This window comes from Bartonella florencae (genome assembly GCF_000312525.1).
Lineage (GTDB): Bacteria > Pseudomonadota > Alphaproteobacteria > Rhizobiales > Rhizobiaceae > Bartonella > Bartonella florencae.
The window spans coordinates 1-12,311 of sequence record NZ_HE997452.1 but is presented as its reverse complement, the minus strand read 5'-3'; the positions used below and the strand labels follow the sequence as shown (position 1 = coordinate 12,311).

At 43.8% G+C, this 12,311-nt stretch carries 11 protein-coding genes and 1 pseudogene; all 12 read left to right on the top strand.

Going from position 1 to position 12,311, the window contains the following annotated elements:
- Nucleotides 1-249 (top strand): annotated as a pseudogene (locus BN202_RS02925) (hypothetical protein); the annotation flags it as partial.
- 1 nt (nt 250) lies between these two features.
- Entirely contained in the window at nt 251-1,711 is a 1,461-nt protein-coding gene (locus tag BN202_RS02920; RefSeq protein ID WP_019219034.1) for a hypothetical protein, read from the top strand.
- Nucleotides 1,711-2,136: a hypothetical protein gene (locus BN202_RS02915; protein ID WP_019219033.1), complete on the top strand. Its 426-nt coding sequence runs from the start codon at nt 1,711-1,713 to the stop codon at nt 2,134-2,136. The genes BN202_RS02920 and BN202_RS02915 overlap by 1 nt, the downstream gene beginning before the upstream one ends.
- A 1-nt stretch (nt 2,137) precedes the next feature.
- A complete protein-coding gene (locus BN202_RS02910) occupies nt 2,138-2,983 on the top strand; it encodes a hypothetical protein (RefSeq protein WP_019219032.1) in 846 nt (281 codons plus the stop codon).
- A 21-nt stretch (nt 2,984-3,004) separates the two neighbouring features.
- Complete coding sequence (locus BN202_RS09245) at nt 3,005-4,243, top strand: hypothetical protein (RefSeq protein ID WP_019219031.1); 1,239 nt, start codon at nt 3,005-3,007, stop codon at nt 4,241-4,243.
- Nucleotides 4,243-6,414 (top strand): hypothetical protein, encoded by a 2,172-nt coding sequence (locus BN202_RS02900; protein WP_019219030.1) that lies wholly within the window; start codon nt 4,243-4,245, stop codon nt 6,412-6,414. The genes BN202_RS09245 and BN202_RS02900 overlap by 1 nt, the downstream gene beginning before the upstream one ends.
- Nucleotides 6,411-7,046, top strand: coding sequence for a transglycosylase SLT domain-containing protein (locus tag BN202_RS02895; protein WP_019219029.1), 636 nt, complete (start codon nt 6,411-6,413; stop codon nt 7,044-7,046). The genes BN202_RS02900 and BN202_RS02895 overlap by 4 nt, the downstream gene beginning before the upstream one ends.
- Nucleotides 7,047-7,056: 10 nt before the next feature.
- The gene (locus tag BN202_RS02890; RefSeq protein WP_034987155.1) at nt 7,057-8,058 is read left to right on the top strand and encodes a phage tail protein; all 1,002 of its coding nucleotides are present in this window, start codon (nt 7,057-7,059) and stop codon (nt 8,056-8,058) included.
- A 9-nt stretch (nt 8,059-8,067) separates the two neighbouring features.
- The gene (locus tag BN202_RS02885; protein WP_019219027.1) at nt 8,068-9,081 is read left to right on the top strand and encodes a phage tail protein; all 1,014 of its coding nucleotides are present in this window, start codon (nt 8,068-8,070) and stop codon (nt 9,079-9,081) included.
- A gap of 7 nt (nt 9,082-9,088) precedes the next feature.
- Nucleotides 9,089-10,222, top strand: a complete 1,134-nt coding sequence (locus BN202_RS02880; protein ID WP_019219026.1) for a phage tail protein — start codon at nt 9,089-9,091, stop codon at nt 10,220-10,222.
- 9 nt (nt 10,223-10,231) lie between these two features.
- Nucleotides 10,232-10,507: a hypothetical protein gene (locus tag BN202_RS02875; RefSeq protein WP_019219025.1), complete on the top strand. Its 276-nt coding sequence runs from the start codon at nt 10,232-10,234 to the stop codon at nt 10,505-10,507.
- On the top strand, nt 10,488-12,311 hold a 1,824-nt coding region (locus BN202_RS02870; protein ID WP_019219024.1), incomplete at its 3' end, for an alanine-zipper protein. The genes BN202_RS02875 and BN202_RS02870, both read left to right, overlap by 20 nt.

The window sequence follows — 12,311 nt, the reverse complement described above, 5'->3', positions numbered from 1 at the left end:
CAGATTCAACTCATACTCTCTCCACAGCGGTTATCAGAGATAGAGAGTGTTGATGAGGAGCACCCATGGTTTGTGCACGCGTTTGATTTGATTAAGGCGCGTGCAAAGTATGAACTTTACAAGAATATTCTTAAAGAGCCCGATTGTGCAACAGCAGCTTACAATGACTTTAACGAGCAGTTGCATGAGTTGCGTGCAGAGACCTCCAAACGTCATAACGTCACCCGCATAATTCCAACGGATTTCTAACATGGTTTACTTTCCCGTCGCTGATTACAGACCGGATATTTCGGTTGTCAACGGCAGCTTTACAGATACGCTTGTGAATGTTTTAGCGGCAGATGGCGGCTATATTCCTATGCCTAGTGCCATGGTTGTTTCTAAGGTTCCTTTAGAAGAAAAGCCCTTGGGTTGTATAGCCTTTAGAAGTGGCAATGGTGTTAAGATTATCGTGGGAGGCAAGCAAAAGCTTTATAGTTATGACATTCAAACGGGTGGTTGGAAAGATATCAGCCAAAGTGGTGTGACCTATCAAGCAAATGAAGAGAACAAATGGTCATTTGCTTTGTTTGGTGAAACCATTATTGCGGTGAATAGAAATGACAAACCGCAAGTTTTTAATGTTCGTAGTTCAGAGCGGTTTACAGATTTAGAAGGCAATCCGCCGAAAGCAGGATTGGTCAAGGTTTGGGGGGATTTTGTTTGTTTGATGCAATTAACTGATCACCCCAATCGCATCCATTGGTCTGGTTTGAATGATGCAACCCATTGGACAGTTGGTGATAAAGATTGTGCTTATCATAATTTTCAAGATGGAGAATATGTGCAAGGCGCGACAGAATCGAGCAATCCACTCGTTTTTATGCGTTCTGCTATTTATGCTGGTTGTTTTACGCTAGGCTCTAAGGTGCCATTTATTTTTCAAAAGATTCAGGACAAGCGAGGAGCGCGCAGTGCAGCCTCTATAGCGTGTCGTGGGAGTGATGCTTTTTTTGCGAGTGATGGTGGCTTTTATCAGATAAGTGCGGATGGTCAACTTTTGCCAATAGGCTTTGAGAAAGTTGATAGAACGGTTTTTAAAACATTTGATAAGTTTTCTCTTGATGAGATGCAAGGGGTTATAGACCCCGTTGAAAACCGAATTTATTGGTCTTTAAAGAGAGGAAACAATGAGCAAACCACCTTTGTTTATGATTGGGGTTTGCAAAAGTGGTCGACGATACGAGGAAAACCTTTCACATTCTTTCCAGTTTTTACGACAGGCTATACTTTAGAGCAGTTGGATGAGATTTCGATCAATCTTGAATCCTTGCCGGCTTCTTTAGACAGCCCCCGTTGGCAAAGTGGTGCGCCTATCCTTGGTGGTTTTAATGATCAAAATCATCTTGTTATGTTTACAGGAGCTCCAATGGAGGCAACGGTTGTTTCACAAGAGATGGGGGCACCGGATGGAAGTTTTAGCTTTATCACGAAGATGTTTGCAGAAGTTGATACGACGCAAGGTCTTTTAAGCATTGGGGAAAGAAGATTGCGTAATCATGATACGCCGATCACATGGCACAAGGAGAGGGTGTGTTCTTACGTCACGGGTGCTTATCATGGTCGCTCACGCAATCGTTATCACCGTTTTAAATTGCGTATTCCAGAACATGAACCTTGGACAATGATTACCGGTTTTAATGTAGATTTACGTGCTTTAGGCAGAGGATAATGGCAAAAGTCTATTTGACCAGTTCTTGGGATTTTGAGCGCATAGCCCCGTACTTTGAAGAGATCATTGCGTCATTGAGTGCGTATGTAGAGCGTTTCAAACATGAAGTTACGTTGCAAGAACTGATTGAAGCCATTTGTACGGGCAAGAAACAGTTGTGGCTTGTTTTGGATGATGACGAGCGCTTTTTAGCAGCAGTTACGACCCAGATACAACAGACAGTTTTAGGAAAGAAGCGCGCCTTGATTTGTGAATGCAGTGGCAAGGGCGTTCTTGATCAAGTTGATAATTTAAAAGTTGCAGAGGATTGGGCGCGTGAGAATGGCGCCTTTGAGATAGAGATTTTAGGGCGCTTAGGTTGGAAGCGCGCCTTAGATAAGCAAGGTTATGGCATAACGATGCTTTATTATAGGAAGGAATTGTGACATGGGGAGCGAAACACCAACAACAACAGAACAGAAGCAGGTGCAGACGAGCGCCCCGCCTGCTTGGATGCAGAAGGTCTTTAAGCGTGGAGGTGCAGATGCCTATCAAATGTATAACACAGGGGTTGGTGGCAATGTTTATGAGGGACCTCGTGTTGCGCCGTTAAGTGATCAGACGCACTATGCCATTGGTGGACTTGGGAGTATTCCTAGCCATTATCAAAACCGTTCTTTGATGAATACGATCTACAATCCAACGTCAGCGGCCATGAATCTTAGACATATGGCTTCTGGTGGTATGATGGGGGGAAATTCGTATTTTAAACAAGCCCTTCAAGAAGGGCTCGATAATGTAGAAAATAGAATTAACCGGTATTTCTCAGGGATTGGTCGTTATGGCACGCCCGATCATAAGGATGAATTACGGAAAGGAAGTGGTTCTGTATACGCGCGTGCTCTTGCAGATCAGTATAATCAGGATGTGCAACATATGGCGCAAGCCAATGCAATGATTGATCAAGCCAATCAAAGTCAGTTGGGCGCTTCGAATAACTTCTTACAAGGTTATGGTAATGCTTATTCTAATGCCATACAGGGAGGAGGAGTGCTTGATAATTACAATCAGAGAGTTGTTGATGCCGATCACGAACGTTGGCTGGAGCAAGACAATAGCGGTTGGAATAGATTGAACATGCTTATGAACGCCGGTCATGGTTTTGCAAGAAATTACGGTACGACGACAAACAATCTGACAGGTACAATGATGCAAGGCAACAATCCTTGGCAGAATTTTGCGACGGCAATTTATGGAGCAAAGAAGGTAGCAGAAAAGTTTGCAGGAAAATAACAGTTTTAAAGGGGTAATATAATGGTTTTTATGAATTTTAACCCGAGCGATAAACGTTTCGCACTTAAACGTCCCAAAACGATAACAGAACGATTGCAGGAGGCAATACAACAAAATCAGAGACCGGAATATCAACTCCCCGTTTTTCCTAGTATGATTTCTACGAATAGTCCTTATAACATAGGCTCTTTTTCTCCTACTCCAATAGGCTCTATTTCTCCTATTGAAGAGAATCAATCCACTCCTATTCCAAGAGAAGAAATTCCACCTAGTATGGGAAATCATGTATCTGTTCCAACAGCACCAGTTACATCACAAGAACAGCTTCCTGAACCAGAACCTAGTTTTTGGGATAAACTTTCTCGTTTTTCACAATCTGATGTTAGTAAAAATATTGATGACTTTCTTTTAGGAGCAATGACAGCGAGTCCAGATTCGTCTGGATGGCAACTTTTTGCCAAGGGTCTGAAAAACTTGCATGAAGGCGATAAACAAAGAGGTCAGATTAATCAAACCGTCGAGTATCTGAAATCTAAAGGCTACAGTGAAGAAGAAGCTGCTGTCATGGCACGTAACCCTCAAATGCTTAGTGCACTGCTAACAGGTGGTGATAAACCTAAACTTTCTGCTGATTACCAATTGATTACCAATCCTGAAACTGGAGAGTATGAAGCAAAGATTATCAAGGGTAGTAAGACATATGAGGAAGCTGAGCGTGCAAAAAAACTTCATGAGAAGAATATAGTACGCGACACTGTTTTATTTAATGATATTGGATATCTTGATGAGTACATGAAGAAACATGGTACTTATTCAACTGGTCTCATTGCTTGGCTTAAAAGCTGGATGCCCGGAACGGAAGCACGCGGTGCAGATAGAGTTGTGCAAGCGCTTAGAAGCCATATAGCAAGTAATCGTATAGACGAACTGAAAAGCTTATCAAGGACAGGAGGGTTAGGACTTGGAAATGTCAGTGACAAAGATCTTGACATGCTAAAGGATTCTTTAGGTGCACTAAGTATTGATATGAATGTAGAATTATTTGCGCGGAGTCTGTCTCAAATAAAAGATGTTCTTGAAAAATTATCCCCTGAAGCAAAAACCTTTTTATTAGGTAAAAATAATGAGGTTCAGACAATATCACAAGGAGGCAGTGCAAATATACCTAAGATGAGTATGCAGGAAGGTATCAACAGAGATGATATCACCGTATTTATTGATGTTGCTACCGGTAAGCGTATTGAAAAGGAAGAGTATTGATGAATACTTCCACTAGCATTCCTGAGCATGTAACATCTAAAAGTGGAAAGCGCTATCGTTTGCGCGTTATCGATGACAATTCTAGAGGTGACATTCCTGAATATGCAACATCTAAAAGTGGAAAACGTTATCGTTTGCGTGTTCTCGACGATTCCTCTGATTTTACAGAAACAACATCACCAGAGCCTCCCGAAATCAAGCAAGGAGAAGCATTTTGGAATTCTTTAAAACACGGTCTTAGTTTTAATTTAGATGATGAATTTTCGGCAATTATTGCGGCAGGACGTGATCACGAAGATGATAATCCGCTATGGGCTTTTGGGAAGGGGCTATACAACTATTGGTCTGGAGATAAGAAATCCGTAGAGAAGTATGAAAAAGAAGCCAATAAACTGCGTGATTATTACCGTAGGATGAGTGATGAGCATTATTGGACGTCTTTTTTGGGAAATGCTTTAGGGTCGGCAATTCCTTCCCTTGCGACTTTAGGGGGAGGAGCGTTAGCCGCAGGAGCCCGCTTTGCAGCCCCTAGAGTTAGCAATAGTCTTGCAGGATCAAAATTAGGTCAATTGCTCTCAAAGGCAGGTCAGTCACGTCCAAGCCAATTTGCAAGCCCGTTTTTAGGTATCACGAAAAACACAACACTTCCTCATTTACTTAAAGTAGGTGCAGCATCTGGTGCATTACACGGAGCAGGAGAAGGTGAAGGATTGGGAAATACATTTACAAGTACAATAGCTGGAGCAGGTTTAGGAGCAGGAGGGACATTGGCAGGAAGTGCTTTAGGTCATTTAGCTGGTTCTACGGTTGGTGGAATAGGGAGACTTTTTTCTCCTTCTCATAAGGAAGGAGTTGAAAAAGCAACATTAAGAGCAATCAGTAAACATTTAGGCAATGAGTCCTCTGAAGCTCTTGGAAAATCTTTGGGCAGTAAAGCCGTTGATACCGATTATGTTGCTGATCATAGTCCTTTTTTACAAGATCTTGTTTTTGATATAGCGCAAAAAAATCAAGGGGCTTATCTTGATTTGACCGAAAGGGCTCAACAGAGAGCTCTTGGAGGAGGGGAACGTATTCACCAAGCCGCTGATGAACACTTTGTTCCTCGTCAAAATATTACAGGTTTAAAAGATGATCTTATTGCGAGTAGAGAGGCAGCTACAGAATCTCTCTATGATATAGCCAAGAAGACGCCGATCGGAGAAAAATATTATGGCGCGCTTAATGAATTGATGAAGCGTCCCTATTTCAAACAAGCTTATGATGCGGGATTAGAGAAGTTTATCAGTGATGGCAATAAAGTCAGTCCATTTTTTTCTCAAAAGTTTAATCTTCTTCAAGAAAAACCCAACATGGGTGTTCTTCATGAAACGAAGTATAGACTTGGTCATATGATAGATACTGCGAGAAACATAGGAGATAACAGCAAAGTACGCAGTTTAGTTGGTATCCAGAAAAAATTGTTAGAGATTATGGATGATATATCTTCTGAATATAAGAAGGCGCGTGGATTATTTCATCAATACAGTTCACGTGTAGATGCCATGGATGAAGGTTCAAAAATCCTTAGTAAGTCGATTAATAAGGATGAATTCAGTAAAATTTTTGATGAATTACCAGAAGCACAACAAGAATACTTTAAAAAGGGCTCAAGGGGAGAACTTTTAGAGGGTATGGGGCAAACAGGAGATAAAGTCTCCAAGGCAAAGGAGATTTTTGATACGGATGATCTGTATGATAGGTTTGCAAAGATTTATGGCGCCGATAAAGCTTCTGCTGTTAAGAGTGTTGTTGGTAGAGAAGCCAATTATGCTGATTTTTACAACAGAATACCAAATAGTATAGCAAATAAAGATATCTCTTTTAGGCATAATGTAAATGTCCCAACGAGTACACGTGATGCAGCCTTTCAAACAGGAAAAGCAGCGTTGAAAGCTTCTTGGATTCCTTTCAGGGAAGCGGCATTTAGAGAGCGTCAACGAATTGAAAAGGATGTTGTCAAGCTGTTAACGGGTGGTTCAGAAATTCGAAATGAGAAAATTGTAGAGCTTATTCAAAGCATGGTTAAAGCGCAAGAGAAGGGATATGCTACGAAAGAATGGGTGAAAAAACTATCTGCTGCTTTGGCTAGGTCAAGTGGAAACGAAGTTGTGAGAATGTTTAACCGATGACCCGTTATAGTCCTTCAGTTGATCAAGCGATCCGTCAAGCAGCGGTGCGATATGGCTTGCCGGAAAGCTATTTATACCGTGTTGCGCAAGTTGAAAGTGGCGGCAATCCCAATGCAAGGAATCCACGCTCTTCTGCGGGTGGTCTGTATCAGTTTATAGACAGCACAGCCAAACAATACGGTTTGCAAGACCGTTTTGACCCCATGCAGGCAGCCGATGCCATGGGGCGGTTTACCCTTGATAATCGCAACCATTTAAGCCGTCTGTTGGGAAGGGCGCCTACAGATGCGGAATTGTATTTAGCCCATCAACAAGGGGCAGGAGGAGCCGCGCGTCTTTTGCAAAATCCCCATGCCAATGCGGCGCAACTGGTTGGGAGTAATGCGGTTGGTTTGAATGCAGGCAATAACGCAATGCGCGCAAGTGATTTTGTTAATCGTGTATTTCAAATGTATGGGGGGCAGCCTTATAGAGCAAGTCCTATCGCACGGGGTGGTATGGGCGATAGAGAGAACTTGCTGGAGGTTTTACGAGCATTATTAGCGTCACAGGAAGAGCCTCCAGAAGAAGAAGAGCGTGAAGAAGATAATCCTTTGATGACGCAATTCATGCGGGCTTTTTACGGAATTTAGGATAAAACCCATGTCAATGATTTATGATTGGTCGCTAAGAGCGGCGGATAACACGCGCGCAGATGATTTGATTGATTGGTCCGAAGGACAGCACCCTAACACAGTGAATAAGAGCGCGCGTGTGATGATGCAGCGTATCAAGGAATACTTGTTAGATGTGGGTGGAACGCTTGAAGGGATTGTGACGAATGATCATGTCCAACGAATAAGTACAATACGTCTTCAAAGCCAAACGGCATTTTTGGAGTACAAGAATGGTATCGTTTTACGCTTTATGGCGACAGGCAAAAATATTGGGGCGACGACAGTTTTTCTGAATGCTTTAGAGGGCAAGCCGGTTTATAAAGCAACGGAATTAGGGCTTGGTGCCTTATCGGGAGGCGAAATCCAGCAGGGATGCATTTATACATTAGTCTATAATGGAGATGGTTGGCATCTTGTTAATCCACCCTTTATCCCTTTAGAAGAAGAACTCAGTCTTTATCCTACTGGTTTTATCGGAACGTTTGGCATGCGTGATTTTCCAACAGGTTGGTTACTCTGTGATGGAAAGGCTTATTCGCGGACTGATTATAGTGATTTGTTTTCTGCGATAGGGACGGTATGGGGAGAGGGGGATGGTGTTACGACATTCAATGTTCCCGATTTTAGGGGGATGTTTTTACGAGGTTTTGATGGCGGTCGTCATATTGATGAAGGGCGTTCTTTTGCGAGTGTTCAAACAGATTTAATCGAATCGCATCAGCATCAAGGACAGAGACTTTCGATGTCGCATTTTACCAGCAATGAAGACTTTTGGGATGGGAATACGACGGATGTGTTGGGGTATCGTATGGGGTTGTTTGGGGGAAGTTCTCTAGCAAACTTTATGGGAATAGAGCGTGATAATTTAGGGGGCTATATTGTAAGCCCCTATACTCTTGATGAAGATCAAGAGGTTGTTTTGGAGAGCACTGGTGAAGGCGAGACGCGCCCCGTTAATGTGAGTGTTCTGTTTGCGATTAAGACATGAGGTTTTACGATGTCGACGATTTATGATTGGTCTTTGAAAGCCTCTGAGAATGCCTATTGTGATGATTTGATTGATTGGTCGAAAGGGCAACGTCCTAGTAGCGTGAATAACAGTGCGCGTGTGATGATGCAGCGCGTGAAGGAGTATTTATCCGATACGAGTGGTATGATTGAAAATACCTTTACGGTTGACGCGGAACAACAGACGACATTGATACGCCTTCAAAGCCAATCACATTTTTTGAGATATCAGAATGGGATATCGGTTTGTTTTAAAACAAAGGGTAAGAATGTTGGAGCGACCTCAATTGCTTTAAATGATTTACCCGTCAAGCCTATTTATAAGGCGACGGAATTAGGAATCAGTGCTTTGACAGGCGGTGAGTTTCAAAAGGGGTGCATTTATTGCTTGGTCTATAGGGATGAAGCTTGGCATGTTTTAAATCCTACCCCCTTGCCTTTATTACAAGATCCGAAGATTTCGGTTTATCCTACCGGTACGATAGGGATTTTTGGGATGCAAGTTTTGCCAACGGGGTGGTTACGCTGTGATGGGGCGGCTTATTTGCGCAGTGATTATCCTGCTCTTTATGAAGCGATAAGAACAAGGTGGGGTGGCAGTGATAGTTGGACGAAGTTTAATGTTCCCGATTTGCGAGGCGTGTTTTTGCGTGGTGTTGATGATGATCGTGAGATAGACCGTTTTCGTTATCTTGGCACATTACAGCATGACGCTATGAGAAAGCATGATCATAGTGGTCAATCCTTTACGATTTTGAATGATGCCAATGAGGAAGAGGGTTGGTATGGAGATATGACAATTATCTGGGGGTATGTTCTGAATGAACAGCAAAGGGCAAAGCTAGCTGAACGTCTGGGTGTAAGGGCAGAGGATATCCGCGTTCACCATAAGTTAGCCTTTCCCCATTCTCATCTTCACATGCATGATGTTGCTTTGGCAAGTTCAGGAGCCAGTGAGACACGCCCGATTAATATGAGTGTTGTGTTTGGGATTAAGACGTGAGGTCAAGATGTCAACGATATATGATTGGTCTTTGAAAGCCTCTGAGAATGGTGGAGCAGATAGCTTGATTAATTGGTCAGAAGGACAGCACCCTAACACGGTTAATAATAGCGCGCGTGTGATGATGCAAAGGGTCAGCGAGTATTTATCGGATACGGGGGGAGTGAGTGAAGGGATTGTTACGGTTGATAATAACCAAAAGACCAGTGCGATACGTCTTTTAAGCCAATCTCAGTTTTTAGAGTATCAGAATGGGCTATCGGTTTGTTTTCAAGCGAAAGGTAAAAACGTTGGAGCGACCTCAATTGCTTTGAATAATTTAGCCGGCAAGTCCGTTTATAAGGCAACAGAAACAGGCTTAGTCGCTTTATCTGGAGGCGAGATCCAAGATGGCTGTCTTTATAGGCTTGTGTATGATGAAGAGATAAGCGGTTGGCAAATTCTCAATCCAACAAGGAAGAAGGCTTCTTCCTTAAAACGCCTCCCGTCTGGTCTGATAGGTCCTTTTGCAATGGAACGCTTGCCGGCAGGTTGGTTGCCTTGTGATGGGCGTGCTTATTTGCGAAGAACGTATAGAGCATTGTTTGACGCGATAGGAACGACGTGGGGCGCGGGAGATGGCATTTCGACATTTAATGTTCCCGATTTTCGGGGAATGTTTTTACGGGGGATGGATTATGAACGTGGTCTAGATCCTTGGCGTTCCTTTGCAAGTCAGCAAGGCTGTTCTTTGAAAGCGCATGATCATTTTATAGGACCTGCCTCTTCAGAAGGTGCTTCTTCACGAAAGAAACGGGCTATTTCTTCTTCTGATGGTTTTTTGCCAAGACGAAAAAGATCTCTAGACGAAGAGTGTTTAGGGTTGAGTGGGGATGCCTTGGACAAGTGTAATGAAGAATTTGATGAAATAGCAGGAAGTTCACAAGCAAAGGTTCCCTTTTGGTTTACCGATAAAGATAAGCCGCCCCGCTTGCCTTGGTTTATCCGGAGCCCTTTTGCGAACTTTTTATATCATTCGATGCCAATCAAAGAGGGTATGCATGATGCAGCGCATCATGAACATCATCTCATGGCAGAGAGGGTTGGTGGTGTTGAAACGCGCCCCGTTAATGTGAGTGTAATTTATGGGATCAAGACATGAGGAGTTGAAATGTCATTAAAACCGTTTGCAATATCAGAGCTTAGCGACCCGTCCCAAGTACGGGTCGTTTTGTATTCGGGGGGAGGCTTTGTTCATGCGCCGCTTAATGCTCTCGTAGAGTTGTTGCGGGGCATTTTGAAAGCAGAGTTTGATGGTTCTCTGAAAGATATAGAGCAGCGCTTGGAAGCCTTAAGCGAAGACTTTGAAGATTTAAAAGAGTGTTCTTTAGATGAAGCAATTGTCAATGATGTAAGGATTAAATCAGATGAAGATACCGGATCATAGTCATGAATATTTGGTACCTGTGGCGACCAAAGAAGAAATCATAGCTGGCACTTCGCAAGATAGTGTTGTTGTTCCGAAGATTTTAGGAACAGCTTCTTTGTATTCGTATGAAACTTTTGCGCCATTAGAACAGGTTGTTAACGCAAGGCAAGAAGCGGACAAAGCCATGGCGCGTGCCAATGGTGCGCAACAAGTTGCAGAAGAAGCCAAGAGGGTATCGGAACAAGCGCTTACAGAGGTCACAAAAACGGTTCAAACGGTTAATGCAGCGCTTACGACCTCCAGTGAAGCGAAGGAATCGGCTACAGCAGCAACGGCAGCCGCTAATGTAGCGAAAGGAACAGCCGATAGCGCCAGAGGCTTAGCCGAAGAAGCAAAGAATACCTCTGATGCCGCCAAACAAATGGCAGAAGAGACAAAAGCAGTCGTCGATAAAACCTCAGGAGAGGTAGGTGAAACGAAAGGTTCCTTAGCGACGGCATTACAAAGTTTTGAAGCGGTCAAGCAGGCGAGTGAGAATGCTGTGAGTTTATCGACTGAAGCCAAGACAATAGCGATCCAAGCAAAGAGTACGGCAGAGGGGGCAAAGGGTACAGCCGATGATGCCAAGGGTGTTGCAGAAACAGCCTCAACAGCGTCAAGAGAAGCCAAGAGGACGGCACAAAGTGCGCAAACAACAGCAGAACAAGCATCGCAAACAGCGTCAGAAGCGAAGGGCTTAGCGGAGGAGGTAAAAAGTACAGCGGATGTTGCAACAGCAAAAGCCGATCAGGCGCAACAAGAAGCAACAGAAGCCTCTCGAGTAGCTTCTGAAGCCAAGGCAGCAGCAGAGCAGGCATTGCAAGCCGATAGACAGGCGATACGTGAAGGTGGAGAAGCAACCAGAAGTTTAGCCGCATCAGTTCAAAAGAAAGCCGAGGAAGCAGAGAGAGTTGCACAAGAAAGTAAGGGGGCTTGTGAAGAAGCCAAGAAATTAGCAACGGAAGCCAAGAATGTTTCCACCAATGCGCTTACAGAGGCAAGCGATGCGAAGGATAAAGCTTCTACAGCGCTTACGTCAGTCAATGAAGTTAAGGCGATTGCTGAAGAAGTTAAAGTTTTAGCAGAACAAGCGACGACAGCATCTACAGAGGTGCGAAAGACAGCAGAGGAAGCATTAAGAGAAGCAAATACAGCGAAATCAACGGCGGATACGGCGTCTAACACAGCGAATGATGCCAATAAGATTGCGGAAGAAACTAAACAGACGCTAGGAGAAGTAAAAGGCGTTGCCGATGAGGCATTATCGACAGCGAGGACAGTGAAGCAGCAAGGTGATGAGATCAGGCAACGAAGTTCAGAAGCGTTAACAAAGTCTGGTGAAGCAAAAACACTTGCAGAAGAGGCAAAACAGTCGGCAACAACATTACAAGAGACAGCTGTGGGAGCAAAGGCAAAAGCGGAAAGTGTAGAAAAAGTTGCCAATGAAGCAAATCAAACAGCAACATCTGCGAAGAGTTTGTCAGAAGGCGCGAAAGAAGAGGCGAGCAATGCCAAAACGATAGCCTTAGAAGCGAAAAGTGCGGCAGATAATGCAATCACGAAATCAGAACAAGCCCAACAGGGTGCAGAGGAAGCCACGCGCATAGCTTCTGAAGCAAAAGCAGTGGCAGAAGCAGCAGCGCGATCAAAAGGAGAAGCATCAGGTCAATCGAGTGGAGAAGCGGTGAAGGGTTTAGCCGAAGAGGCAAAGAAGATTGCGGAAGGAGCACAAACGAAAGTAGGAAAAGTAGAGACAGTAGCGAAGGAAGCCGAAAAAGTAGCG

What these genes read in the sequence shown, in the direction of transcription:
- BN202_RS02920 (WP_019219034.1), top strand. Translation starts at nt 251, where the DNA reads ATGGTTTACTTTCCCGTCGCTGATTACAGACCGGATATTTCGGTTGTC.
- BN202_RS02880 (WP_019219026.1), top strand. Translation starts at nt 9,089, where the DNA reads ATGTCAACGATATATGATTGGTCTTTGAAAGCCTCTGAGAATGGTGGA.
- BN202_RS02910 (WP_019219032.1), top strand. Translation starts at nt 2,138, where the DNA reads ATGGGGAGCGAAACACCAACAACAACAGAACAGAAGCAGGTGCAGACG.
- BN202_RS02875 (WP_019219025.1), top strand. Translation starts at nt 10,232, where the DNA reads ATGTCATTAAAACCGTTTGCAATATCAGAGCTTAGCGACCCGTCCCAA.
- BN202_RS02900 (WP_019219030.1), top strand. Translation starts at nt 4,243, where the DNA reads ATGAATACTTCCACTAGCATTCCTGAGCATGTAACATCTAAAAGTGGA.
- BN202_RS02895 (WP_019219029.1), top strand. Translation starts at nt 6,411, where the DNA reads ATGACCCGTTATAGTCCTTCAGTTGATCAAGCGATCCGTCAAGCAGCG.
- BN202_RS02915 (WP_019219033.1), top strand. Translation starts at nt 1,711, where the DNA reads ATGGCAAAAGTCTATTTGACCAGTTCTTGGGATTTTGAGCGCATAGCC.
- BN202_RS09245 (WP_019219031.1), top strand. Translation starts at nt 3,005, where the DNA reads ATGGTTTTTATGAATTTTAACCCGAGCGATAAACGTTTCGCACTTAAA.
- BN202_RS02890 (WP_034987155.1), top strand. Translation starts at nt 7,057, where the DNA reads ATGTCAATGATTTATGATTGGTCGCTAAGAGCGGCGGATAACACGCGC.
- BN202_RS02885 (WP_019219027.1), top strand. Translation starts at nt 8,068, where the DNA reads ATGTCGACGATTTATGATTGGTCTTTGAAAGCCTCTGAGAATGCCTAT.